At 60.4% G+C, this 23,652-nt stretch carries 37 protein-coding genes; 2 read left to right on the forward strand and 35 right to left on the reverse strand.

From position 1 onward, the window contains the following. The first annotated feature begins 25 nt into the window (after positions 1–25). Complete coding sequence (locus tag LQ231_RS06105) at positions 26–451, forward strand: hypothetical protein (RefSeq protein ID WP_230170662.1); 426 nt, start codon at positions 26–28, stop codon at positions 449–451. 113 nt (positions 452–564) lie between these two features. Here the strand turns inward: LQ231_RS06105 and LQ231_RS06110 are convergent, their stop codons facing one another. From LQ231_RS06110 to LQ231_RS06265, 32 genes are all read right to left on the reverse strand, one after another. Then, positions 565–1,794 carry a phage minor head protein gene (locus tag LQ231_RS06110; RefSeq protein ID WP_230170663.1) on the reverse strand — a complete coding sequence of 410 codons (1,230 nt, stop codon included), beginning with the start codon at positions 1,792–1,794 and terminating at the stop codon, positions 565–567. 2 nt (positions 1,795–1,796) lie between these two features. Next, positions 1,797–3,467, reverse strand: coding sequence for a DUF935 domain-containing protein (locus LQ231_RS06115; protein ID WP_230170664.1), 1,671 nt, complete (start codon positions 3,465–3,467; stop codon positions 1,797–1,799). Continuing rightward, complete coding sequence (locus LQ231_RS06120) at positions 3,461–5,104, reverse strand: hypothetical protein (protein ID WP_230170665.1); 1,644 nt, start codon at positions 5,102–5,104, stop codon at positions 3,461–3,463. The genes LQ231_RS06115 and LQ231_RS06120 overlap by 7 nt, the downstream gene beginning before the upstream one ends. Next, the gene (locus tag LQ231_RS06125; RefSeq protein ID WP_230170666.1) at positions 5,101–5,682 is read right to left on the reverse strand and encodes a phage protein Gp27 family protein; all 582 of its coding nucleotides are present in this window, start codon (positions 5,680–5,682) and stop codon (positions 5,101–5,103) included. Before LQ231_RS06125 ends, LQ231_RS06120 begins: the two co-directional genes overlap by 4 nt. A 2-nt stretch (positions 5,683–5,684) precedes the next feature. After that, entirely contained in the window at positions 5,685–5,999 is a 315-nt protein-coding gene (locus LQ231_RS06130) for a hypothetical protein (RefSeq protein WP_230170667.1), read from the reverse strand. After that, entirely contained in the window at positions 5,999–6,346 is a 348-nt protein-coding gene (locus LQ231_RS06135) for a DUF2730 family protein (protein ID WP_230170668.1), read from the reverse strand. Before LQ231_RS06135 ends, LQ231_RS06130 begins: the two co-directional genes overlap by 1 nt. Further along, a complete protein-coding gene (locus tag LQ231_RS06140; RefSeq protein WP_230170669.1) occupies positions 6,343–6,561 on the reverse strand; it encodes a TraR/DksA C4-type zinc finger protein in 219 nt (72 codons plus the stop codon). Before LQ231_RS06140 ends, LQ231_RS06135 begins: the two co-directional genes overlap by 4 nt. Beyond that, positions 6,551–6,739 carry a hypothetical protein gene (locus LQ231_RS06145; RefSeq protein WP_230170670.1) on the reverse strand — a complete coding sequence of 63 codons (189 nt, stop codon included), beginning with the start codon at positions 6,737–6,739 and terminating at the stop codon, positions 6,551–6,553. The genes LQ231_RS06140 and LQ231_RS06145 overlap by 11 nt, the downstream gene beginning before the upstream one ends. Before the next feature lie 10 nt (positions 6,740–6,749). Next, positions 6,750–7,109 carry a hypothetical protein gene (locus tag LQ231_RS06150; RefSeq protein ID WP_230170671.1) on the reverse strand — a complete coding sequence of 120 codons (360 nt, stop codon included), beginning with the start codon at positions 7,107–7,109 and terminating at the stop codon, positions 6,750–6,752. Continuing rightward, on the reverse strand, positions 7,106–7,357 hold the full coding sequence (locus LQ231_RS06155; protein WP_230170672.1) for an NAD(P)+ transhydrogenase beta chain: 252 nt from the start codon (positions 7,355–7,357) through the stop codon (positions 7,106–7,108). Before LQ231_RS06155 ends, LQ231_RS06150 begins: the two co-directional genes overlap by 4 nt. Continuing rightward, a complete protein-coding gene (locus tag LQ231_RS06160) occupies positions 7,350–7,529 on the reverse strand; it encodes a hypothetical protein (RefSeq protein ID WP_230170673.1) in 180 nt (59 codons plus the stop codon). The genes LQ231_RS06155 and LQ231_RS06160 overlap by 8 nt, the downstream gene beginning before the upstream one ends. Next, a complete protein-coding gene (locus LQ231_RS06165; protein ID WP_230170674.1) occupies positions 7,526–8,227 on the reverse strand; it encodes an N-acetylmuramoyl-L-alanine amidase in 702 nt (233 codons plus the stop codon). Before LQ231_RS06165 ends, LQ231_RS06160 begins: the two co-directional genes overlap by 4 nt. A gap of 83 nt (positions 8,228–8,310) precedes the next feature. Continuing rightward, entirely contained in the window at positions 8,311–8,709 is a 399-nt protein-coding gene (locus LQ231_RS06170) for a hypothetical protein (protein ID WP_230170675.1), read from the reverse strand. Next, a complete protein-coding gene (locus LQ231_RS06175) occupies positions 8,706–8,900 on the reverse strand; it encodes a hypothetical protein (protein ID WP_230170676.1) in 195 nt (64 codons plus the stop codon). Before LQ231_RS06175 ends, LQ231_RS06170 begins: the two co-directional genes overlap by 4 nt. A gap of 1 nt (position 8,901) precedes the next feature. Further along, positions 8,902–9,336, reverse strand: coding sequence for an ASCH domain-containing protein (locus LQ231_RS06180; RefSeq protein ID WP_230173251.1), 435 nt, complete (start codon positions 9,334–9,336; stop codon positions 8,902–8,904). Continuing rightward, positions 9,336–9,977 (reverse strand): SAM-dependent DNA methyltransferase, encoded by a 642-nt coding sequence (locus tag LQ231_RS06185; protein ID WP_230170677.1) that lies wholly within the window; start codon positions 9,975–9,977, stop codon positions 9,336–9,338. Before LQ231_RS06185 ends, LQ231_RS06180 begins: the two co-directional genes overlap by 1 nt. 86 nt (positions 9,978–10,063) lie before the next feature. Then, positions 10,064–10,378 carry a hypothetical protein gene (locus tag LQ231_RS06190; protein WP_230170678.1) on the reverse strand — a complete coding sequence of 105 codons (315 nt, stop codon included), beginning with the start codon at positions 10,376–10,378 and terminating at the stop codon, positions 10,064–10,066. After that, on the reverse strand, positions 10,375–10,689 hold the full coding sequence (locus LQ231_RS06195) for a hypothetical protein (RefSeq protein WP_230170679.1): 315 nt from the start codon (positions 10,687–10,689) through the stop codon (positions 10,375–10,377). Before LQ231_RS06195 ends, LQ231_RS06190 begins: the two co-directional genes overlap by 4 nt. After that, a complete protein-coding gene (locus LQ231_RS06200; protein WP_230170680.1) occupies positions 10,689–11,330 on the reverse strand; it encodes a regulatory protein GemA in 642 nt (213 codons plus the stop codon). The genes LQ231_RS06195 and LQ231_RS06200 overlap by 1 nt, the downstream gene beginning before the upstream one ends. Then, positions 11,327–11,605 (reverse strand): hypothetical protein, encoded by a 279-nt coding sequence (locus tag LQ231_RS06205; protein ID WP_230170681.1) that lies wholly within the window; start codon positions 11,603–11,605, stop codon positions 11,327–11,329. The genes LQ231_RS06200 and LQ231_RS06205 overlap by 4 nt, the downstream gene beginning before the upstream one ends. After that, a complete protein-coding gene (locus tag LQ231_RS06210; protein ID WP_230170682.1) occupies positions 11,602–12,039 on the reverse strand; it encodes a hypothetical protein in 438 nt (145 codons plus the stop codon). The genes LQ231_RS06205 and LQ231_RS06210 overlap by 4 nt, the downstream gene beginning before the upstream one ends. 5 nt (positions 12,040–12,044) lie before the next feature. Continuing rightward, positions 12,045–12,695, reverse strand: coding sequence for a DUF3164 family protein (locus tag LQ231_RS06215; protein ID WP_230170683.1), 651 nt, complete (start codon positions 12,693–12,695; stop codon positions 12,045–12,047). A gap of 11 nt (positions 12,696–12,706) precedes the next feature. Continuing rightward, positions 12,707–12,988: a hypothetical protein gene (locus tag LQ231_RS06220; protein WP_230170684.1), complete on the reverse strand. Its 282-nt coding sequence runs from the start codon at positions 12,986–12,988 to the stop codon at positions 12,707–12,709. Further along, positions 12,985–13,290 carry a hypothetical protein gene (locus LQ231_RS06225; RefSeq protein ID WP_230170685.1) on the reverse strand — a complete coding sequence of 102 codons (306 nt, stop codon included), beginning with the start codon at positions 13,288–13,290 and terminating at the stop codon, positions 12,985–12,987. The genes LQ231_RS06220 and LQ231_RS06225 overlap by 4 nt, the downstream gene beginning before the upstream one ends. Beyond that, complete coding sequence (locus LQ231_RS06230) at positions 13,287–13,556, reverse strand: hypothetical protein (RefSeq protein ID WP_230170686.1); 270 nt, start codon at positions 13,554–13,556, stop codon at positions 13,287–13,289. The genes LQ231_RS06225 and LQ231_RS06230 overlap by 4 nt, the downstream gene beginning before the upstream one ends. A 32-nt stretch (positions 13,557–13,588) precedes the next feature. After that, positions 13,589–14,611, reverse strand: coding sequence for an AAA family ATPase (locus tag LQ231_RS06235; protein ID WP_230170687.1), 1,023 nt, complete (start codon positions 14,609–14,611; stop codon positions 13,589–13,591). Between the two features lie 103 nt (positions 14,612–14,714). After that, positions 14,715–16,700 (reverse strand): transposase domain-containing protein, encoded by a 1,986-nt coding sequence (locus LQ231_RS06240; protein ID WP_230170688.1) that lies wholly within the window; start codon positions 16,698–16,700, stop codon positions 14,715–14,717. Then, positions 16,697–17,161 carry a hypothetical protein gene (locus tag LQ231_RS06245; protein ID WP_230170689.1) on the reverse strand — a complete coding sequence of 155 codons (465 nt, stop codon included), beginning with the start codon at positions 17,159–17,161 and terminating at the stop codon, positions 16,697–16,699. Before LQ231_RS06245 ends, LQ231_RS06240 begins: the two co-directional genes overlap by 4 nt. Next, the gene (locus tag LQ231_RS06250; protein WP_230170690.1) at positions 17,158–17,982 is read right to left on the reverse strand and encodes a ParB N-terminal domain-containing protein; all 825 of its coding nucleotides are present in this window, start codon (positions 17,980–17,982) and stop codon (positions 17,158–17,160) included. The genes LQ231_RS06245 and LQ231_RS06250 overlap by 4 nt, the downstream gene beginning before the upstream one ends. Then, positions 17,982–18,350 carry a hypothetical protein gene (locus LQ231_RS06255; protein WP_230170691.1) on the reverse strand — a complete coding sequence of 123 codons (369 nt, stop codon included), beginning with the start codon at positions 18,348–18,350 and terminating at the stop codon, positions 17,982–17,984. Before LQ231_RS06255 ends, LQ231_RS06250 begins: the two co-directional genes overlap by 1 nt. 9 nt (positions 18,351–18,359) lie before the next feature. After that, complete coding sequence (locus LQ231_RS06260) at positions 18,360–18,509, reverse strand: hypothetical protein (RefSeq protein ID WP_230170692.1); 150 nt, start codon at positions 18,507–18,509, stop codon at positions 18,360–18,362. Positions 18,510–18,637: 128 nt separating this feature from the next. Next, positions 18,638–18,979: a helix-turn-helix domain-containing protein gene (locus LQ231_RS06265; RefSeq protein WP_230170693.1), complete on the reverse strand. Its 342-nt coding sequence runs from the start codon at positions 18,977–18,979 to the stop codon at positions 18,638–18,640. 128 nt (positions 18,980–19,107) lie between these two features. Here LQ231_RS06265 and LQ231_RS06270 point away from each other — a divergent pair, with 128 nt between their 5' ends. After that, entirely contained in the window at positions 19,108–19,611 is a 504-nt protein-coding gene (locus LQ231_RS06270; RefSeq protein WP_230170694.1) for a helix-turn-helix domain-containing protein, read from the forward strand. Between the two features lie 1,042 nt (positions 19,612–20,653). Here LQ231_RS06270 and LQ231_RS06275 read toward each other — a convergent pair. The 3 genes from LQ231_RS06275 to LQ231_RS06285 all read right to left on the reverse strand — a co-directional run bounded on the left by LQ231_RS06275 (position 20,654) and on the right by LQ231_RS06285 (position 23,465). Continuing rightward, complete coding sequence (locus LQ231_RS06275) at positions 20,654–21,274, reverse strand: hypothetical protein (protein WP_230170695.1); 621 nt, start codon at positions 21,272–21,274, stop codon at positions 20,654–20,656. A gap of 293 nt (positions 21,275–21,567) precedes the next feature. Continuing rightward, complete coding sequence (locus LQ231_RS06280) at positions 21,568–22,671, reverse strand: branched-chain amino acid aminotransferase (RefSeq protein WP_230170696.1); 1,104 nt, start codon at positions 22,669–22,671, stop codon at positions 21,568–21,570. Positions 22,672–22,826: 155 nt separating this feature from the next. After that, the gene (locus tag LQ231_RS06285) at positions 22,827–23,465 is read right to left on the reverse strand and encodes a HupE/UreJ family protein (RefSeq protein WP_230170697.1); all 639 of its coding nucleotides are present in this window, start codon (positions 23,463–23,465) and stop codon (positions 22,827–22,829) included. Between the last annotated feature and the right edge of the window lie 187 nt (positions 23,466–23,652).

Genomic DNA, 23,652 nt, shown 5'->3' on the forward strand with positions numbered 1-23,652 from the left:
TCCAGCAATTTTATCGGAGGATACCTTGAAGACACTTTTAGCGTTCATTTTTTCGTCGGTCTTGGCCGCAGGCTCGTCCTTGGCGGCAGGATGGCCGCCGGCCGACACTTACACCAACGCGATGGGCTGCAACGATCCCAAGAGTTCGTGCGCTTACACTCTGCAGACCTGGGAAAGTACCTACGGTTCGGCGATCAAGGGTGACTACCAGGAGCAACGAAACGTTTCGTTCTGCCTCACCACGGGCTGTGATCTCGCCATTCGCCAAAACAAGGTGCTGGGCTGCGCATGGAGAATGGTGATCTTGGAAAGTGGCCACCTGACGATGGACGACACCGACGTGGCGAACTTCAACCTCTATTGCGGACCGCAATTCGTCGACAGCGCCGGGGTGACTGCTGCTCGCGCGCAGGCAGATCAAATCAGAAAGCTTCTGGCCGACAATAATTGAACTGAACGCCTTCATGTACTATAGGATTTAAGCGCGGCAGTGAAATCGATTGGCCCCGATGCCCGTTGGAGGATGCCCGGTAAAGTCCGGGAATGTCGCCCTCCCTGCCGCGCTCACTTCTTTCCTTCACGAATGGCCTTCGCCTGGACTTCCCGGATCTGATGCAGCGATGTCGCGCGCAGATAGCCGTTGCCTGAGACGGTGACGAACGACCGCCACCATGCCTTCCCAAGTTTGAGCAGCACGGCACGCACTGAAGCGTTGCCGCGTGGATCTGCGAACACCGCGCCTTCGGACAGGATCTGCGGCAGCAACGCGAAGTCATCCACCGACAGCTTGTGCTTGACCAGGCGTTCGGCAATGGCCTCGCTGGTGATCGAGACGACCGGCGAGATCGCGCCCAGCTCGGCCGCGAGTGGTGCGCTGTGTGCTGCCGGCAACCAGACCTTCTCGGCCAGGCGTGGCGCGATCTTCAGGTATGGATCCTGCCACAGTTCCTTCAGCACACGGTTGGCGTCTTCCGGTGCTGCGACCTGAAGCTTGGTCTCAAGGTTCTGGATCAGGGTCGAGGCGCGCGCCTGACCGGGGTTTGTATGCCAGCCGGGATCGATGCCCGGAGGCACGGTGGTGATCTCTCCGGTGCGTCTGTTTCTGTGGGTGATGTCCGGCCCAAGCTCCGGGAGTTGGTCCGTGTACCAGACCTCGATATCCGTGCCGTCCGGGTTTTTGCCGACTACCCGCTTGGTGCCGATCAGTGTGTTGGCCTCGCGCGCCGAAATCATCCGCACCTGGCATTTGCACAGCCATCCATTCGGCGGCCAGTGCGTCTTCCAGAACGGATGGTCGATCGGCAGGATGGTGCCGACCCAGGCAAGATGCTCCGGCCGTGGATCGCCCGAGGTGGTCCTCAGATAGAGGGCATAGGGCAGCGCCCTCTTCGATCGCTGGGCGCGTTCCCACTGACCGGCCGAGCGTGCCGAGTTCATGTTCGACCAGAAGATGGTCTTCAGCCGCCGATCGCTGGAGAAGTTGACCATGCGCGCCGGCTGAAGGCCCGTTGGGTCTTCGACCAGGCGTGGTCCCCACCAGCCCTGCTTGACCAGCTCCTTTTCGATCAGCGGCTTCCAGCTCTCGAAACCTTTGCCCTCTGTGATCGCCTGGGAGATCGTCGAGCGAAACGAATTCAGCACGTCCAGCTCAAGCGTCTTCGCCACGGTGAACTTGTAGGCATGCTCCTCGGCCCAGACATCAAGCCAGGAGAAGGCAGGCGTGCTGGCCTTGCCGTTGAAGTAGCTGGTGACCTCGCTCGGCACCTTGAAGGTCTTGGTTGCGATCTTGGCCATGGTCAGTCTGCGATATCGCCGATGCCACGCGCGATCGCCGTCAGATTGCCGAGGCTGGTTGCCAGTTTGGAGGCATCGGGGAACCGGGTTTGAAGCATGCTCAAAGCCTCTTCAAATGAACCGGCCTTGTCGATGATCTCGGCGATCGGCATGACGATCGGATTGGCCATGGCCTCCCAGTCATCGAGCGCATTGGCAAACAGCGCCTCGACCTGGTCAAGTGCATCCGGCTCGCCGGCCTCGGCCGCGAGAAGCGACGTGCAGACAACGCAGCGGCAGGCGCGCTTGTGGTCCGATACCATCGCCGACAGGGCCGCGACCTTAGTCTTCACGTCCTCGGACTGTGAGTCCTTTCCGGCGGCAGGCTTGACCTCAGGTTTGGCATTTGGCTTTTCGTTGGGTTTCGTGGTCGCCGCGTCAGCGATCGGCGATGCCGCAGGCCTCAACAGCTCGTCATCGTCACCCGGATCGGACAGACCGATCTTCTCCCGGATCTCCGACTGTTTTACTCGCAGGCCAAGCGGGACCATACGTTCCACCGCCTGCGTCAGTGCATCAACGTCTTCGGGATCCGCGACTAGCAATTGCACTTGCGGATAGTGGTCCTGCGGCCCGAAATTCAGATCCACGAAGGCTTTGATCAAGTCGCGATTTGCCGTCCGGGCAAGCTGCTTCCCATCGGCACGAAGGATGTCCAGGCGCACTTCGTTATGGATCTTGGCCTGACCGAGTGAAGAACCATTGTCGCTCGTCATTGTCTGACCAACGACCAGTTTCGACACCTGCTTGTCGACGTAGTCCAGCAGGCCACCGAACACGGCAGCGCCGTTGGCCCCATTGACCTCATGAAACTCGATCTCCATGCCGGCCGGGATGATTGCCGCAGCATCATTTGCGATCGAGGCCACGGCCTTCAGCAGGGTACGCTTGTCGGAGGCGCTGGCGCTGGCGTTGTATTTACCAACCCGCAGCGGCATGCCGTAGACCTCGGAGAACGCCGCCCAGTCCTGCAGGGTAAACTGCTGAATGAGATAGCCCCACGCAGCAGGACGCGCCATGCCGCGACGCAGGGGCAGACCCATCTTGGTGCGCGGCATATGCCGCAGGAACTTTGCCGGGGGCAGTTCTTCCCCCTCGATCGAGCCGTCCACGGCCAGACGAAGTGAAGAAAGGGTCAGCCGGTCCAACTGGAAGAACCGAGGATCACGCGCCTTGTATTCGACAGGGCGGAGCATCTTGCGCTCATATTCCCACATCATCTCGACGGCGGCATAGCCCTTCGAGATACCATCGGTCAGGTTGCCGAGTGCCTCGGAAAACTCCGCGTCGTTGACCAGCTCGGTGACGGCATCAACGATCTTGGTGTCGGCTTGGCCGGCCTCGATCGTGACATCAATGCCCTCGATCGCCAGCCGCCGCGTCTGTAGCTGGGAAGCATAATGCAGATAGCGCTCTTCCATCTCCTCGGCGAGCGTAAGGTATGACCGGGCATTGCCCTCGGCTGCATCGCGCAGGATGGTTCCTAGGCGCTCCGGTGTCAGGCCGGATGCAACGCGGTCTTCATGGGTGCGTCGAACGCCAGCGATCGTCGGTGTCGCGACCTCTTCCGACAGCGTCTTGATGATGATCGGCCGGCCATCCGGTCCGAGAATGGATGATGTGCGCTCTACCAATGCTGTCTCCCGTAGTGACCGTCGCCGTCATCATCATCGAGCGAGGGTCCGCCGTTGTGGCCGGCCATCTGCTGATAGAGGTCGCGGATCGACGTATATTCGTATTGGAACCACTGCTGGCGGCTGGCCCAATGGGCGAGCGCCAGGGCAATGGCAAAGTCGCCGTGGCGCTTCTTGGAACCATCGCCTGTCCGCACGTCCGGCACCTTCGGCACGCCGTTGACGACGCGCACCAGGCGCACGTCGGCCAGGTGGTCGTCATCCTTGGTCAGGGCGATCATGCCCTCGTCTTCGAAGGCAAGCTTCAGGGGCGGCATGTTGAAACGGTACCAGTCGGTCGAGAACTTCACCGGCGCGATCAGACCGCCGTCGTTTTCCTCGGTGCGGAAACCGAAGATGCGGCCCATGTCTTCGGCGACGGTCCAGCCCATGCCGGTGGCGTCGAAGGCGGCACCGACCAGACGCGGTGCACCTTTGAGGATCATGCCGACAAGCTGCTTCTGTTCGTCACCCGGCACGTTGCGCATCTCGATCGTCAGCACCTCCTCGCGCTTCAGGAGGTTGTCGATCGCCAGCAGCGTGCCGACCGACAAGTCGGCCACGCGGGCGAAGTCGAAACCGAATGCATGGCGGCGATCCTTGTTGAGCTTCGCCACGGCCTCCAGCACCAGGCGGATTGGCTCGGCCATCAGCATGGCGCGCTCGAGGCGGGAAATATGCAGGAAGTTCGCCGGCAGCTCGATACGGATGATCGGGTTGGAAACGGTCATGCGCGCTTCGATCAGCGGTGCCGGCAACCAGGCACCGGTACCGGCGGTCGGAATGCAGAACAGCTCTTCGTCCGCGCCATCGCCATAGAAGTCGATGATCTCCTGCCGCCACTTGGCCTCGGCCTCGGCCGTCCAGGTGAGGCCGTTGACCAGGCAGATGCGCTCGTAGAGACCTTCCTTCAGTGCCTGGTCGAAATCGATCCGCAGGTGCTGATACTTCGAGCGGCCGGCCAGAATGTTCTGGATTTGCTTGTTGAACTCGTTTTCGGTGCCGTTGTGGGTCGAGCAGACCACGACCTGGCCGCCCCACATCAGGAACGCGAGCGCCGCCTTCAGCAGTTCCGGCAGGCTATCAACGAAGGCCGCTTCGTCGATCATGACGACGCCCTGCTTGCCGCGCAGTGTGCGCGGTGCAGATGACAAGGCAAGGATTTCGAAGCCGGAAGCAAACCGGATCCGGAATGCCTGGATGGATCGGTCACCGGTCTTGTCGCTGTCGTCGAACAGGAACTCGTCAACCGCAAGTGCTGCATTCGAGAAGGCGCGTGCCCACATGGCGCAGGCGTCGATGAACTCGCGGGTCATCTCCTGGGAATAGGAGATATACATCACGTCCATGCCGCCGGCTTCCTTGGCGCGGCCGGCGCGCAAAGCGGCGTAGGACGCAAAGCCGAAGGTCAGACCGATACGCCGGCTCTTCTCGATGAACAGCACGCGGCAGCCAGCGCTTTCGAGCAGCTGCAGCGTGGTCGCCTGATAGGAGATCAAAGCCTTTGGCAGGCCGACCTGATCGACAAGGCCCGGCAGGACTTCGGTGGCAGTCCGCCGGGCCTCGGCCCATTGTGCTTCTGTGATCGGAGCGCTCATGTCGTTTTGACACCAAGGATCTGGGAGAGAATTTCCTGCGTTGTCTCAGTGGTCAGGCCCTTGGCCTTGGCGACCTTGGCAACGGCATCCTCGGCCTGGGCTTTGAACTCGGCTTCGATTTTCTTGCGTCGATCGCTGGAGACGGTCTGCGCCTGGGTGGCCGATCGCAGTGCCTGGGCGAGCGCCATCGCGCCCTTCGGGTCGATGCCCTTGGGGTTGGTCATCATTTCGAAGACGAGGGACTTGATCGCCTCGGCCGCGATCAGGGTCAGATTGTCGGAAGCCTGAGGATCGAACTTGCCGGCAATGGCGTTGGCGATCTCGCGCGTCTCGTCAAGCCGGCGGGTCAGGTTGGCAAGCTTGATGGAATAGCGGTTGAAGGCACTGAAGCTCGGGATCTTGATCTCCAGCTCGCCACGATACTCTCGATCGAGCGCCTGCAACTGGGTGACGAACTCCGAATAGATCTCGGTTTGCGTGCGGTCGCGGTCCTGCAATTGGTCCGCCGCCCAGGATACGATCGGGCCGCACTCTTCGGGCAACAGGTCGATATGGTTTAGCCGGCCGCGTCCCGCCATCGTCAAGCTCCCGGCCGAGAAGGACGTTTGACACCTTCGATCGCATAGTGGCGATCAATGTGGCGACGGCCGAGATCCGTCAGGGTGGCAATCTTCACCGTGCCGGCGCTGACGACCGTCACAGCGTTCATCGATTCCAGATAGTCGATCTGCTGGTGGATCCAGGCGCGTGGCATATGGATCGCGAAGCGCGCCAGCACCGGCTCCATGATCGAAGAGTTGAGGCTCTCGTTCGTCTGCTCGCCGAGCGCTTTCAAAATGATCAAGCGGGCTTCTTCCCGTGTGATCTGTGCAAAGTCGGTTGCCAGGTCGCTCATCAGCGTGCTCGCTCCATTAAAGTCTCTTGTAGCCGTTCGCCTATCGCTTCGATCGGCTTGAGGCGCTCGGCCATGACATTCAGCTTGCCGCTGATTTCCGTCATCGCCAGTTCCATGCGATGGGTTGTCTCGCGATCAGGCAGATGCTTGATCTCGCCTTCGATCGACTGGATGCGGCGATCGTACTCGACCAGCTTGGTTTCAACTTTCTCGACCTTGGCCTCAGCCTTATCGATGCGGGCGAGCAACGTCTTTTCGCCACTTGAGAAGTACCCCTTGGCGTGGCCGAGGAGCGCGATCACTGCGAGCGCGAGCCCGAGATATTGATAGATTTCGGACGTCGTCATCTTAGGTATGCTTCCTTCTCGGCGATCTCTTGGCATTCCAGGCAACGGGTGGCTGATGGATAGACGTGCCGGCGAGCGATCGAGATCGTGCAGCCGCAATCGACACACTCCTCCGTGCCCATCTGCTTCAGCGCCTTGCGGGCGGCATCGACCTGAGCAGCCTTCTCCTGCTCCACGCGCTCCTCGCCGATTTCCCGGTCAAACTCACTGTACATTCGAGCCTCCGACGCTTGCCGAGCGGCGGGTTTCGCAAACGCGCAGCGCGGTGCGATCGGCGCCCCAATTGGTCGCGATCTCGGCTTCGGTGAGATCGCGATCAGGGAGGACGACGGGATCGGGGCACGGCTTTTTTGCCTCAGCCGGCAATTCTCTTTCCACAACGGTCTGAACCAAGATCGGCTCCCTATCGCTTGTTGAGCAGGCGGACCCGCTCGCGATCAAGACCACGGCCAGGACCGCTGCTATTCGGCAAAGCCGCATTCTGTTTCTCCAGTTCAACGGCACGCGCTTCAGCGTCCGCGATCTGGTCGCGGGCTGCGTTCTGCGCTGCCATGGTTTCTCTGAGGTTGGTCGCGATCTTGGCCTGCGCCTGCGCATTCAGGGTCTCGACCTGGGCACGCCAGTAGTGGTCACGCTCGGAGCGGGCGAGCGTGGTCGCATCGGTCACCATGCCTTCGATCTTCGACACTGTGCCGAAACCAAGAGCGGCAATGGCAACGACAGCGGCAAGCACGCCCGCGATCAGCAGATAGGCCCGGTTCATACTCCGCCCTCCGGATCAGTCGATTTCGCCAGGGCGGCGTTCCTGAAATCCATCGATCCTGAAAACCGGTGGATGCCGAGGGTCGAGGCAATCAGCATCACCATGGAAGGCACGGCCGTGGCACCGAATGCTACCGCCTGCTCGGAGCCGCGCATGGCCCCGATCGCCAACACCAGGATGACGGTCCAAGCCAGTACAAAGGATGCCCAGATGTACAGCCGTGAGGTGGAATAGGAGGGCTTATTCACCGGGCACCTCCGTCGCGACCAGCGCCAGCAACGCGCCGCTGCTGATGCCCAACGCGGCTTCCGAATAGAACAACAGGTGCGGTGGCTTTGGCTCCCAGGTCTCAAAGACCAGGAAGGCAAAGAGGAACACGACGGTGAGGACGATCAGGCAGGACACAAACAGTCTGATCATCGGTCAAGCGCCTGGAACGGCGGCTTGCCTGCGAGTGCCAGATCCATCTCAGACCGCGTCTGCGGGCCGACCTTGCCGTCTGCCACGATCTTGCGGGTCTTCTGGAAAAGGATGGTTTCGAGTTCGGCATTGTGGTCGAACACGTCGCCGGTCATCAACGGCGACCCCATGCCCACCGTGCTGCGCCAAGCTTTCAGCCGGTCTTTCCAGTCGGCAACTTCAGGACCGAAGTCGCCGCGCTTCAGAACCGCGTCGAGGATCGGATTAAAGCCCTTCGAACGACCTTCAAAGAGGTAGTCATAGGCCTTCGAAGCATCGAAGCTCGGGCATGCTTTGTTAGCATACTCGTTGTGGCCGGATAGCTTCTTGATGCCGAAACGGTCGCGCAGCTCCGTCAGTTCGACCAGGAGCGCGTTTGCCTGGGCTGCGTTGCGCGTATCCTTTGGGGTTTTGCCGTCGCGGGCAACGCCTCCGGCGTAGACGACGCCGAGGGATCGTTCATTGTGACCCTCGCAATGCGCCCCGATCTTGTCGAGCGGCCGGCCCGCCCAGCGCTCGCCATTCAGGCCGATGACACGATGGTAGCCAATGCCCGACCAACCACGCTCGCGGTGCCAGCGATCGATCTCGGCAACCGTGACCTGCCGACCTTCCGGGGTCGCGGTGCAATGGACAATGATTTCATTGATGGGTCGCATGACGTGCTCCTGATCCGGTGATCACCGGTTGGAGCGACTATGCAATCTGGTGGAGAATTCAGAGGCTGACAGGTGTCAGCCGTCTAGAAGAGACTTCCCTGGTCGGGATCGCCTTTTGCTTTCATGCGCCAAATAGTGCGCTCGTGCAAGCCTGCAAGTCTCGCGGTTTCGCGGGCGCTGGTGCCGTTGTCGAGAGCGTCCTGGGCCACGCGGCGAGCGGCTGCTTGCATGGAGGCAGGCCCGCGAGGGATCATCTCATTCTGGACGCCGCGAAGCTTTCCATCGGGATCCAGCGTTGCCAATCCCTGGCAGATCTTATCAGCCTTCTCGAAACCGAGAAGGATGGTCAGCCAATGGTCAGGCGTGGCGCGAGGCGGAATGGAGACGCGTGTGCCGCCATGGCTCTGGGCAATAGCAAAGGCGGCATTGGTGCCTGCAATGTCGACGATATCGCTAAGGATGCCGGGCCACTTGCTGCTCATGACGACGCCCCCATTCCCAGGCGCAGTTCGATCTGCATCTGTTGAGCCGTCAGGATTGCAAGTCTGTGTTCGCGACGGATCCGGCTATGGGCATCGCAGCCGCCTCTTTCGAGCTTGCGCTGCAGCTGCTCGCGCTCGGCCTTGATGGCAGCGAGTTGGGGATGCTCGAAAAGAGGCAGGGTGCTGGCCATGTCAGTCAACCTTCCATCGGATGATGACACCCTCGAAACGGGAGCCGGGGTTTTCGGAGCGCCAGAAGCGACCCATGGTTTCGCGAGCCGTCGCACCGATCAGCGATCGGGGCGCAAGGCCAGCCAGGCGCGCGGGATCGAAGCCATCCGAGACGGCAAAGGCTTCGATCTCGTCACGGTGCAGAGGCTGGCCGTTCACCTCGATGTAGGCGATGCCGGCATCGAGCAGATCACTGGACATGATGATGATCGGCAGCACGGCGATGCAGGTCGGGTCGGCCATGATCTTGCGGCAATGGCGGGTGCGCATGCCGGTGAAGAGCTGAACCGGCTCGCCGACATGGGCGTGGCGGCGACGGTGGCCACGAATGGTGTGGGTCTTGGTCAGCTCTTCGATCTGAGGGGCGAAGTACTTTTTGAAGCCGTAGGCAACCATCACGCCACCGCCTTCTCTGCAGCTCGTCTAGCTGCTTCCTCTTCCTTCTTTTTCTTGAGGCGGCGCTTGGCCTCCCCAGGCGATGCCAGAGCCATGTCAGATGCGCGCGTGTATTTGTCCTGCATGCCTGGGCGAAGCCAGACTGGTGGCTGCGGCACCCAACCTTGGATCCAGATGATCCAAACATAATCGGTGGCGCTCGACGCTTCCGGATCCCACGCGCGCTCGATCATTGCCACTCGCTCGGCGAAGTGAACCACGAACGTCGGCGGATGGTGGCTGAAAACAACGTGGTATCGTTCCTGACCAGAGAGCCACGAACTGCGGACGAGGAAGGCGAAGCCATACCGGGCGATCTTCAAGGCGCACTCGAAGAAAGTCAGAGCAATATTGAAAGGCGGGTTGCAGAAGATCCAATCCGGTCGGTCTTCGCCATCGGCTTTCAGCGCCGCAATCGAATCGAAGGTAAAATCGCGTATCGGCGGGTTGATGCCCCAATCGAAGACATCGGAAAAATCGACCCTCTTGAACACGTCCCGGAGAGGCGGCAGCATGTGACCGCCGCCGACGCAAGGGTCACGCACGATGCACTGGTCGAGAGGCTGGGACAGCCGCAACCGCTTCAGCAGCTCGTGCAGCACGGCGCGTGTTGCCCATGGCGGCGTTGGGAAATAGTCGAGGGAGTCGGCGGCTTGGTGCCGCTCGTTCATGACGTTGGCATTGTGCATCAAACATCCCCCCTCGTTTGGGGCGATGGGTCCATGTCCCTCAAGGCCTTGATGACGGCGACACAGTTATCCAGTGCGCTGGCATACTGGAAAGATTTGGTGTTGGCGCGGATCGGCTCCGCCAATCGCTCGCATTGGTCGAGCAGAACATCAACGGTGACACCAGCGATAACAGGTGCATTTGAGCCTTCCGGCTTTTCAGCCAGCACGGCCTTGAGTATGCGCCAAAGGTCAGCCCTTTCGGAGACGTGTGGTCCGCGACGGTGGGCGTCAAGAAGGTCTTGGGCAGCTTCGCGAAGTGTGATCTTGCTCATGGCTGGCCCTCCGTGGTGGCGAGGGCGGCTTGGCTCGCAGGGTGAAGTTTAGCACGTCCGTTCAACATGACCCTGATCGCCGCGTCAGGTTCGGGGGTCAGATGAACACAGTCCTTGGCAATGACCGCTGCCTGCTCGACGGCAGCATTCCAGACGTCATCCATGATCGCTTCCAGCCCCAACACATGTGGTGAGGGCGCTGGGGTGCGTCGGATGCGATCAACCATGATGTCGAACACTTCCTGAGCAGTTCTGTTTTCGATGCCGACGATCGGCCGGGTGATGTCATTATTTCCACTCTGTTCGGACATCAGGCACCTTCCTTTCGCGCCCGGACCTTTTCGCCCAGAGCGTTCATCACGGACTGCCATTGGCGATCGGTGACGGCGGACAGCAAACCGTTCTCAAGGCCGAGGATGCGCGAGACCTCCTCATCGAAGCCCTTGCGAACCATGAAACTGACGGTCGGGTTCAACAGCTTCCACTGCGCCCAGGCGATCTTCGCGCCGTCGCGCTGCATCCAGTCCCAACCATTGTTGTTGCCGAAGCTCACGCGCGCATCCCGGTGCAGCCAAGCCTTCAGCGCCTCGATCGCGGCGCGGCCGTCTTCGGGCTGGTGGAGAAAGCGGGTGTGATCGACACCGGTCTGGCGCTTGACGAAGGCGAGCAGCGCCGTGTCGCGCCGATCGCGGACGAGGCCGAGATTGTAGCCGGCAATCCAGAGCGCCTGCAGCTTCTTGGCATACTTGCCGGTCAGACCCTTGGACGGCTTGCCGGGTGCGGTCTGGAAGCCGTCGTTGCGCAGAACGGTCAAGACCTTCTGCCGCTCGGCCTCGGTCATTTCCTTCGTGGATGTCTTGCCGGTGATGACCTGAAGCTTGGCTCGGTAGGTGTCGTCGTTCAGGCCGAGGTTCTTCTTGGCAACGTGGATTGCGGCGGTGGAGGAGGTCATGGCCTTTCCTCCCAGATCATAACGGCATCTACAGCCGCATCGACATCGGCACCATTGATCACTTCCATAGTGGGTGTGATGACGCCGTTGTCCCGCATCCAACGGTAGCGCATCGCATCGCAGAAGAGATCGGGGAAGCCGATTGCAGTCAGGACCGCCATAGCGATTGCCTCGGACGAGCCATTGCTCTTGGCGTACCGCTGGCAGGCTGCCTGGAAGGCCGGGCTGTCAACGATGTTATCGCGCTGTGCGGCGAAGGATGATTGCGGGGTCATGCTTCACCCGCCTTGGCTTCAGATGTCTGATGCTGCTGGTTGGCAATTTCAGTGACACGCGCCACCGCCTCATCAGCGGACTCGACGTAAATCCAGTAGAGTTGGACGATGCCCCAGCCGCTATAAAAGGATGAGGTTTTGCCCATGTATCGACGCACGCATATCTCGGCGCGGACGATGTATCCGGACCGGCTGTGAAGGGTCCACTGCTCTGCAAAGGCGGACGCCATATCGGAAGTCCGGTCAAAATCGTTCGGCTCGGCGACAGAGAGCAATTCCGGGCAAGCGGCAACGATCGCCGCAAGATCTTTAGGTCCGCAACCGTCAAGGAATTCTTCAAGCCAGTCTGGAGGGCTGTCGATGTCGCCCATTGCGTGGATCGGATACATGGCGGCGATGCGGGCTTCGCAGTCGTGGAGGGTCTCGTACATCATCGCCCTCACGCTTTCGCCAGATCGACGGTCACCGCCTGCCACTGATCTTCGATCGAGGCGCGACGGTAAAACCGGACATACTGTTTGGAATAGTTGACGCGCTCGGCATCCTCGATCGCCCGCATGGCGTCTTTCCAGCGCGGATCCTCGATCTGCAGGCGCTTCAGCTTCTTGATGCCGGCAACATCGATCTTGCCGGCCTTGTCGGTATTGAAGGCTTCGGTGATCAGCGCCTGGATCTGCTCCGGGCTGTCGGCCGTCAATTCGTTCAGATATTCGTCAATCAGCAGCTTCGCGGTCTGAAGCTGCGGGCCGAAGTCGATGAAGTCGTTGACCGAGACCTGGACGCGCAGCAGGCCGTCGAAGGACTGATAGGTGCGGTTGCCTTTCTTGCCGCCGACCTTGACACCGTACTCCTGGTCGAGGAGCTGATCGTATCCGTCGAGGTCTTGCATCGTGTGGGCACGGAACCGGGCGATCTGCGCGGAAATTTCGTCCGCGTAGCCCATGACCTTGCGAACAACTTCATCCTGCAGCTTGTCGGCCGGCTTGATCAGGTTGACCGGGACGAAGTGACCTTTGGCGTCGGTCATGCAGAGTTTGCCGCTCACCATCGTGGTGCCATCGGACAGGTTTTCCAGAATTACAGCTTCCATTTTCTGTTCCTTCAAAGTTGATTTTTGCAGCCCTTGAAGGCTCGGCGAACATGCGTCGAAGCCAACAGGACTTTCTTGAGTGCAGGCTGTTCATCGCGAGTGCCGAGGCCATTTTCGTAGCGCGTGTAGGCCTCAGCCAGTTCTCCGCAGGCATTGATCAATGCCTTAGTCAGGTCTTTACGCTTGGGAGGTCTGACCGCTCGTGTCTGGGACATCACCAGAGCTACGCGCGGTTCCAGGGCATCGACGATGTCATCGATCGGGATGAAGAGGGTGACAGCAACGTCGGTCATGCCGCGTCACCACCATCTGGCGAGCCAGCCACGCGAAGAGCTGGGCGGCGACGTGGCATCGGAATGATGACACCCGTGTAGGCTAGCGGTGCTGGATCAGGACGATCGGCCTTGATGCGCAGCATCTCGGCACGGATCTCCAGTTCCTCTTCCTGGTTGCGTGTCAGTTCCTCGATCGTGCGGAGGTTCCTGAGCAAAGCTCTGACTTCCGGTGGCTGCAACAGGACGCCTTTTGCTTCGTAGCGACTCAAAGCGGCGCGCACTGCGGCGAGCATCGTGGATGGGATAGGTTCGCAACTCATGCGCGATCCCCTTTTCCAAATGTCGGCCGCACCACATTGCCTTCGACTTCCGGCAGCATGTCTGCCAGATGCCCGGTTGATTCCTCTTCAAGGAACGTGCGGGCCCCACGGCCGGCTTCGTTGTCACGGTGGCACCGCACTTCAATTTCGAGGTTGGTCGCCAGGGCCTGAAGGGCGGTCAGCTTTTTCACCAAGATGATGACCTGATCCTGATCCATGCTGATGCCATCGGCGCTGTCTTTGACGCTGGCGAAGTCGTTCAGCATATCCTGAAGGCTGGCGCTGAGGGGAACCGCGCTCATAGGATGTCTCCCATGTCGCGGTTGCGCCAAGCGGCAACCAGATAGTTCATATTCAGCTCTTCGCCATTGCCGAGCGCGGCCATCATGGCTGCCTTGATCGTGCGGTCGATGTTTCGAAGTGCACCGGGCTTGGTCGCAATGCCATGCAGGAAGGTGACGCAATCCTTGTCTTCGATGTGCCAGGCGCGAATGAGCATGGCAGCGTCCTGGACAGGATCCTTCTCGCGCTTCAGCCGGCGATCGAAGCGTGTGGCGACCTGGGCGCGGCTGGCGACCGAGCCTTTGTCCTTGATGAAGGAAACGGCAGTGTCTTCGTTGCCAAGGAGCGCCACACCGCATTTGTAGATGTCGACAAAGTGCCGGATCTGGTTGACGGCATCGGGAACGAGGTTCTGCGCTTCGTCAATGACGAGGAGCGTGCCGTCACCGATGCGCTGCAACCTGCGGCCGATGGCGCGGGCGAGGCGGGTCGGGTTGTGTTCCTGAATGTCCAGTTCTGCCGCCAGCTCGACCAGCATGCCATGAACCGTCTTGGTGTTCGGGCTGATCGTCGCCAGCCAGGCATGCGGGCGGGTGTTGCAGAAATGGCGTGCCGTCGTCGTCTTGCCAGAGCCGGAAGGCAGGGTAACGGCGGTGAAGCCGGCGGTCATCTGGGTGAACATCAGGACGTTGAAGATGTCCTGCCCGACATTGGTTTTCACGAACATAGGCGAGACGGGAATGCTTGCCGCAATGCTGGCACTCTCTTCCAGCGCCTCCAGCCAATTGCTGACCTGCTCGTTGATGTTGGCCAGCGTGCCCGGATAGTTGCCGTTCGACCATTGCGAGAAGGTGCCTTCCTTGATGCCGGCGCGGCGACCGACCTCGGCCTTGTTCCAGCCGTTCGCCTGGGCGGCATCCATGACGCGGGTGAGCAGCTTGCGCCACAATTCGACATCGTCCGCGGGGTGACGCTGGGCGAAATCGGCCGCGACCGTCGGGAAGCTCCAGGGCTGGATTGTGCTTTTCGGTTTAATCATCTAAAGGTTCCTTGCTTTGATTGTCGGGCGGGTCTTTGGATCCGCCCTTTTTTTTGGAACCGTACTCGGTACATGTCGGCTCTGTGATTGACGCCCGGACGCACTACCTGCCGGGCGATCCCCCTTTCGGGAATTTGAGAATGGCGGCATCGACACCGGCGAGGCGTGCAAGGCCCCGGCTGAAACTGTCTTCAAACTGCTGATCGTCGATCTCGCCTGCAGGCACCTGCGCAAGGTTCGTCGAAACCGGTGTGCGGGTGATCAGGCGGGTCACGGTCGGACGTGCCGGCTTTGGTTGCGTGACCTTGTCGCTGCGGCTCATCAGATCCTTGAGCTGCAGATCGGACAGACGCCTTGCACTCTTCAGCGCTGCCGTGTCGTCCTTCTTCTTCGTCGAGCGGGCGCGGGCGATATCGCGGGCAGCGGCGGCGCAGTCGAAACCACTGTTGTCGATGCAATCGGCATCGCAGAGGAAACGGCCCTGCGGGTCGTAGATCTTGACCGAGCCGTGCAGGTTCGAAGGGTCGAACCGAACGGTGAGCTTCTTGCCGATCCACTGATTAAGCGCGCTATTCCAGTAGCGATTGTCGAAGAGGTGGATCGCACCATCGGGCTTGCGGGCCGTGATCGTCTCGGCGGTCAGCATCCAGAGCGAACGCTGCGATGGGCTGGCATAACGGATGTGCTGGTTGGCCGGATCCTCGACGCTGGCGATGAACACCTGGTCGAAGCTCTTGCCCTTAGCTGTCTCGGTCTTGCGCTCCTCACGGGCGTTATGTTCTTCGATGCACTCGGCGACGTGCTGCTCCAGCTCGGCGAGCGGCACGGAACTCTTGCCGTAGTTCTCCGGCTTGTGCTGAGTGCTGCGGCCGGTGTAGCAGCCAGCCATTGCCGGGTGCTTTGAGATGTTCTCGGCAAGGTCGCCCCAGCCGCGCTCGATCGGCTTCGACTGGCCGGAATATGGATTGACGAAACGGGCCTCGATGCCGAGCGTTTGCAGCAGACCGGCAACTTCGTCCTCTGTGATCTTGAAGCGATTGCGGCGCTTGGCACCGCCGGAGATCTTCTTCGAGGCAAAGGCTTTGCCGTTGTCCATGTAGAGACGCGCCGGGATGCCATGCGTCTCGATCATGTTGCCGACGATGGTGCGGACGGCTTCCCAGGTCTCAGCCTCGGCAAGGGTCCAGGACAGGATCTTGCGGGAATAGATGTCCTGCGTTGCCATCAGGTAGACGCGGCCGGGCTTGTCGCGGCCGGGGAAGGAAACATGCAGGTCGAGCTTGTGACCGTCTGTGTTGACCATCTCCATGGCAAACAGATGAGCGACCGAACGGCGCTGGGCCGGGAACAACTTCTTCGCGTCTTCCTTGCCCTTGCGGGCGAGGATCTGGACGGCCTTCGGGACCAGAATATCCATGCGGCGGCGCAAGGTGCGCTCTGCGGGAATCGGTGCCCAGCCTTTCTTCTTGGCCACGGCTTTCATGCGACGGTAGCAGGCCGAAAATGCCGGACCTTCCGCCCGCAGGAAATCCGAGGCGAGAACGTCCCAGGCATCCTGGTGGACAGGCGCAAGGTCAGGCTGGACGCCATCGGCGATCGATGAAGTCGACGGTGCCAGTGCTGCCAGCCAGTCGGTGCGGGCATGGCCTTCCAGCAGTGCCACCCAATGGTAATAGGTGCGAACGCTGACATCGGCTTTGCGGCAGCAATGGTTGATCGCGTCGAGCGCCTTGATCCCGGAGACCTTCATTTCCTCGACATCGACGATTATCGCCAGACGGGCCTTGCAGACCGACTTCTGCTTGTCCGTCAGCGCTTCGAACTTCTGCCAGAGCAGGCGTGTCTTCTCGGCGCGGCCGGTGGGAAGCTGCGCGTTCAGGAACGCGAGTTTCTGACGGGCGACCGAGGGCAGGAGCGAATAGTGATATTCGAAGCCGCCGCCGCCTTCGCGGCCTTCCTGCTTGCGGATCTTTTCGGGATGGGCGCGCCAGCCGTGTTTAACGATGTGCCGGGTATATCCCGGTGCATCCAAGGGCATTTCCGGCAACTTCGCTGCCAACATATCAGCGACTGTGAACCACTCTTTCAAGACCGGCCTCCATTGCGACGGATGTTGACCGGCGTGGCCTTCAGCACCTTGAGCTGATCGGCCAGAACGCGCTGTTCCTGCTGGACTCGGGCGATCTCTGCCAAACGGGCTTCGTCACCTTCGAGAAGGAGAAGCCCGTCGTCGGAAACGATGATGTCCCAAAGCCAGACCGCGCCGGTGGCTCGGACGAAAGCCTTGAAGCGGATCAGGCTGATGTCGTGGGTCGCCTTGCTCTCGGCGGTGTAGGCATCGAGCGCGGCCTTCGAGATGGAGTCGAGCCGGAGATAGTGGGCCATTCGAGCGGCGATCGTCGGCCGGTCATAAGGGCATTCGCGGATAGCCCGCGCCATCTCGCGCTTGAGGCGTGACCGGAAGCGATCGAGGTCGAGTGTGTCGGTGGCGGTGCGCGATGGGAAAACGGCGGTCGCGAAGAAATCGAACTGTGCAGGATCGCGCTTCATTCTGCGGCCTCCAGAAACGAGAAGTCGCTCAGCGTGCCGATATGGTCGAGGACACGGCGCAAGGTGCTCGCCTCGGCCTTGGCCAACAGCGCGCTAACCTTGCGGAAAATTTCCTCCTGCGGATCGACCTCAGCCTTCGGGCCTTTGAGCCACGTTAAAACCGGCTTCAAATCACCGTTTTCGCGGAGAGCTGCGGCGACCTTCACCTGATCGTCAGCCGGCAACTTGGCCAGCTTCAGAAGGGCGGACTGATCATTCTCGGCGGCGGTACCGCGCACGGCCGCACGCAATGTTGGGTGCAGGTTTTTCCCAATACGGGCGACTTTCTTGTATGTCGTCTCACCGAAACCGAACCGCTCCTGGACCTGCTTGGACAGCTCTCGACCAGGCGCGAAGATCAAAGGGCACTCGGTGTCCTTTGATTTCTGATCTCCGCCAGGCACGATCTTGCCGTGCTTGCCTTCCCAAAGCTCACGGTACTTCATCACGAAGATGGCGCGATCGAGCGGGTTCAACTCATTGCGGTAGAGGTTTTCGGAGATCTCCAGCAACTGCGCCTCGACGGCGTCAGCCTCAACGATGATGGCGTCGATCTCGCTCCATCCGAGCAGCTTGGCGGCTGTGGTTCGATAGCCGCCAGCGACCAGCGTGAAGGGCGTGGCGCCCTTGTTCTTGGCCGGCGTGCGGCGGATCATGATCGGGCTGATCTGGCCACGTTCGGACAGCGAGGCAGCAATCGCCTCGACGTAGTCGCTGTCGATCGGCCGGAGCCGTTCGCCGATATGGATGTCGGCAATGGGGGCGCGGATGAACTCAGCCATTATGCCGCGTCCTCAAGCCCTGCAGCTTCGGTCAAAGCCGCCATGAACAGGTCGTTGGCACGGGCCGCGATCCGTCCGTAGGCTCGCTCGAAAACCGGGTCATACATCCGGTCATCGACGGTGTTGACCGCGCCGAGGATGGTCGAGCGGGCGAGCGACAGGAGAGCCGCCAATCGACGGCGCGGAACGATGAATTCCACCGACAAGATATGGATCGCGATCTGTCGCGCCAGCTTGGCGTCGAACATGTCCCTGGGCGGGTCGATAACATGGGCAATGGCGAGGTGATTGAAGTGCGAGCGGCTGGCGCGGTAGCAGGCTGAAACCATCGCCTGCAGGCGCTCTTCCTCAGAATATGGATTGAGCATGAATGTCTCTCAAAGCTGGACGAAAAGGGCGACCGCCGCTGCCACGAGACCGGCCAGTGCTACGCTGAACAAAAGCACCAGGTCGGCCACGCGGCAGACGGGGGAGGACGACGGAATGAAGGGGTTTCGACTGTCGATTTCGGCACGCGTTTTCGTCATTGGCGAGGGTCCGGAAATGCGGGATTGTCGGGGTGTGGTGCTGGTCGATCGGGTCTGACAGCCGGGGACAATGTCCCTGCGACGAAGGTCGCGGCAGGCTAGAGCAGCGGTCTGGCCAGCATCACGCATCATGCAGCTTCCTGCGCTGCACCTTCGTGCTTTTGACGCCGCGCCCGCATGCTCGGCGGACGGGCATAGTTCTCCGGCGGCTGCGGGCTGCGGCGCTGGCCATCGGGATGATAGCGGCTCCGCCATAGGTGCTCGGGGCGTCGGCGCAGAGCAGCGGCAATCGCCCGCTCGCCGGCAAGGTTCGCCTGCTGCAGCGTGTTGCCGCAAGTGCCGAGCGCAAGGCCGTATTCCTTGTCGATGCCGGTCAGAGTTAAGCCGGTCTCGGACAGGAGACGCTTGACACGGATCATCTCGTCAAGGCGCAGTTTCGCTGCCTTGTCCGCAGTGCGGTCATGGTGCATGGTATTCCTCGTTGTGAATGGGGAGGCCCTAGCCGGCCTCCCTTTTCATGGGTGATTTGGTCTATGAACATAGAAAGGAGTACCCGTATTTTGGGTACCTGTAAACCCACTATTTGGGTATGCTGCACATGAGCGCAGATAAGAGCTACCTAAAGCCGATTGGGCAGCGGCTCATTGCCCTCAGAACCCAACTCGGTTTCCGAAACAGAGAACAATTCGCTGAAGCTTTTGGAGCGCCCAGGAAGACCTTCGAAAAATACGAGCAGGGTTTGACCGAACTTCCGACCAGACTAATGCTCTGGCTCAGTAGCGAGCATCACGTGAATTTGGATTGGTTGTTGACTGGCGAAGGTCAGATGTTCGAAGGCGCGGTTGCGTCTTACAACGAAGCTGTCATCGACAAGATCGCGGGTGTCGTCACCACCGTTTACGATGATGCTAACGTGCGGCTACCTCGCGAGAAAATCGCAGGAGAAGCTGTCGCGCTCTATAACGACCTGATCGGCAAGGTCGACGATATCAACGACCTCGACGAAATCATTGCCATGTTGCCGTGGCTACAGATGCGCCTCACTAAGCGGCTCCGTGAGGCAAAGATGGATCCAGGCACCGGGAAACGCGAGGCTTCATGATTGTGGAACCATGCTCGAAAGGCCGCGAATCTGGTGCAGAGCCGGGCACTCCCGGTCGGATCGACCAGGTCAAGCGCATCAGCGAAATGTGGAAAGAGGCGATGGCCTCCGAATGATGGGCGACTACGGGTTTATGCGATCAATTCAACACTGCCTCAAATGCTCAGTAAGTAATTGTTAAGGCTAGGGCACGCCACCACCTGAAGACAAGCAGTGTTTTCACTGCAAGGTAAACGCGAATAATGACGGCTGGTATTTGCGCCATCCTGCCCATACTGAGAATCCCGGAAGACAGCGCCGGAGCCGGGGGTTGAACACGCGCTTCACAGACACGCCGACGCGCCTTTAGCCGAAGCCTGGACATAGCGCATCGCCCCCGGCCGAAAGGCCACGGCGAATGCGCCAGCCGCCAAGCTGCGCATGTGTTCGGCCACCGCTATGGCGGCGCGCCTATGTGAAGTCAGGGTGTTCAAGCCCAGCATGATTATAGAGAGCGCACCGTAAACGAGCCAATAACGAATCCCGTTTTGGCCGGATGTGCTGCAAAACCTCGAAGGGGCTGAAATGCTTCTGGAGCGCCTCCAAAACCCCGTGTTTCTGGGCTTTCCAGCGGTCCGCGGCCGAGGTTTTGCCAGATTACAATACCTGAAATTGGATTTTGGCCGACATCGGGGCAGACAATGCTCCGCTCCCCAGATCAGCCGGAATTATGCGCCTCTATATATTTCAATGATTTGAAGCCGCCTCAAAGGGTCTTAACCGGTTTTTGAGGATGGTCTTGAAGCCGGGGCTGATTTTGCGCTATTCCGGTCGTCGAGCGCGCCGGTCGCGGTTTTGCGGTGTCAAACGTACCGCCCGCCGGCTCCCACTCCGGCCCATCAAAGGCTTTGTAATTCCAGCCTTTTTCACTCTTTCCCGGATATTATCGGATATTCCCGGTTAATGCAGTACCTGGTGACAGACAACAGTGATGCGCTTGATCGGAATTTTTGGTCTTCCGATGGTTCTGTCAAGTCGAGATCATTTCTGGCAAACACTAGGTTCAGAGAGCGGTGATGGCTTCGTACCTGTGGACAGTCACCACCCCATTTTCGTCGCCGAAGTTCATGTAGATTATGAGTCCGGAATTGTGGCCCACGTGTTCGATTTGATGGACATTCAGAAGGCCTTGGATCTTTAGCACCCAACTGCTGACGTCTTGGAAACTTCGTTGAATTGGCGGCTTTCGGTTGATGATTTTCTTCAAACCTCCCTTGTGTAGAATGTCGCCGCACCTTCCCCAGAGGGAGACAAGCTCCTCCCTCGACAAAAAGTGATGATTATAGTCATTGAAGTGCCAACCCGTTTCGGTCCGAGTCGGAGTCCTTGGGGATGGATAAAAGCGAGGGTGCAGTTTTTCTACAGCGTCGAACATTTCTTTGGGCTTATATTTTGTGCCTAGGTCTCTGGCACTCCTTGCTAAGATGTCACCATTTGCCACAAGACATCCAAGCGCGATGAGTTCGCACAACATCCTCAATTGAAGAAAGCAAAATTCTCGGACCAGGGGTGATGCGATACCCCGCTGATCCTGTGTCAGTGCGGTAATGCTGGTTAGCCGCACTTTCACTTCTTCCATCAGCTGGACATACAGTGGTCCGCTTGGATCCGTTGGCTGTTTCATCGAATCGGCCCCATCTCAACTTTTGGCAGTATGCCCGTTCGCAATGCCGAACCGAAGATCATAAGCGAAATGGACACTTTGAGCGGGAGTAGGAAGTATTTCTAGCAACGCGCTTGGCCCGTAGAGACTGGGGTATATGGCAATCCCCATTGCAGTCGACGTCGGCTATGATGGCAAAGCGCCAATTGAACCGCGTCGGCTTTGCCGGGCCCTGTCATTTATGGCAAACAAACGAAAAAACCCCGCCATGTTACCATGACGGGGCTCCCTTCATTCCCAATCCCGCCCGCCGCTTACGCCAGCGTGACGTCCTTCACCCAGCCATGGCTGTCGGCGACCGTGCCGCGCTGGATGCCGGTCAGCTGGTTGCGCAGCTTTTCGGTTTCCATGCCGGTGCCGGCATTGCCGATGACAAATTCGCCGCCGGCATGGCGCACGGTGCCGATGGCGGCAACGACGGCGGCGGTGCCGCAGGCAAAGGCCTCCCGCAGCTTGCCGCTGGTCGCGTCATTCTGCCATTCCTCGAAGGAATAGGGCCGCTCGACGACATTGAGGCCGTTTTCGGTCGCGAGCTTGATGATCGAGGCGCGGGTGATGCCCGGCAGGATCGTGCCGGCGAGCGGCGGGGTGACGATCGTGCCGTCATTCATCACGAAGAACACGTTCATGCCGCCCAGTTCTTCCACCCAGCGATGCTCGGCCGCGTCGAGGAAGACGACCTGGTCGCAGCCGCGCTTGGTGGCTTCGGCCTGGGCAAGCAGGCTGCCGGCATAGTTGCCGCCGCATTTGGCAGCCCCCGTGCCACCGGGACCTGCGCGGGTAAAATCTTCCGAGACCCAGAGCGTGACCGGCTTGCCGCCGCCCTTGAAATAGGGGCCGACCGGCGAGGCGATGACGCAGAAGATATACTGGCGCGACGGGCGCACGCCGAGAAAGGTCTCGCTGGCGAACATGAATGGGCGCAGATAGAGGCTGCCTTCGCCCTCCGGCACCCATTTGGCGTCGATCTTCACCAGCTCTTCGACCGCCTTGAGGAACAGTTCCTCCGGCACGTCCGGCATCGCCATGCGCGCGGCCGACTTGTTGAAGCGGCGGGCGTTTTCTTCCGGGCGAAACAGCGTGATGCGGCCGTCCGGCGTACGATAGGCCTTCATGCCCTCGAAGATTTCCTGGGCATAGTGCAGAACGCTGGCCGCCGGGTCGATCTGGAAGGGCGCGCGCGCCTTGACCTCGGCCGAATGCCAGCCCTTGTCGATGTCCCACTGGATCACGGTCATATGGTCGGTAAACAGCGTGCCGAAGCCGAGGTTTTCAAACGCCGTCAGCCGGTCGGCTTCCGCCATCGGATGGGCATTCGGCGTGATCGTGAAGTCGAGCAATGCGGTATCTGTGGTCATGGGGAGCCTGTGCTGGATAATTCGACAATGCTGTCGGCCATGCCCGTATGCTGCGACATGATCCGGAAGCCGTGGTTTGTGCGGTTCCGGGCGGTTTTGTCAACTGAAACCCGCAGGTGCAGCGCAGCAATTACGCGCAGATGCAAGCCTGCGGATCAGGCGACAAAGGCGGAGAGGAGAAACCAAAGCCCGCAGGCGGCGATCAGGCCGCCGAGCCCGCGCACCAGCCGGCCGTCCAGCAGCGGCTTCAGGCCATAGCCGATGCCGATGCCGAGCACATGGATGACGCCGGTCGAGACGACGAAGCCGACGGTAAATGCCGCAGGATCGGTGGCGCGCGGCACCAGCACGCCATGCGGTATGCCATGCAGGATGGCGAAGGCCGAGACCAGCACAAGGGCTGCCCATTCCGGCGCCTTCCACTGCGCGGCAATGACGGCGCCCAGCACCAGCACCGAGACCGCAATCCCGACCTGCACGATCTCCGTCGGTAAGAGGCCAAGCATGCCGAGTACGCCGCCAATGCACATGATCAGCGGAAAGGTCGCCGGCAGCGACCACACCGAGCGGCCGCCCATCTGCGCGCCCCAGAGCCCGACGGCGAGCATGGCGAGGAAATGATCGGGGCCGGCCAGCGGATGCCCGAAGCCGCTGCCGAAGCCGCCCAGCGGCCCGTCCATCACATGCGCTTCGGCCACCGAGGGCAGGGCGGCCAGCAGGAGTGCCGGCAGGAGTGCCGACGGCAGGCCTGTCCGGAGATAAGCGCGTGTGATGCGGCAAGGCTTGAGGTTCATGACGATCTCCGGTCGAAGGCGGCAGGCGCCGGCACGGTTTTTATCCGGCCCTTGCTCTACAGTCATCGGCGATTCGGTTATAGTCGTGGCAAAGCATGCGGCTCGGCCGGTCATCCTGCTTTTGCCGCAAAGCTGTCGTTCTGGCTCTCCCGGCATGCAGGACTGGACTGCCGGGATACTGCGCGCC

Source organism: Rhizobium sp. CECT 9324, from assembly GCF_918741265.1.
Taxonomy (GTDB): Bacteria; Pseudomonadota; Alphaproteobacteria; order Rhizobiales; family Rhizobiaceae; genus Allorhizobium.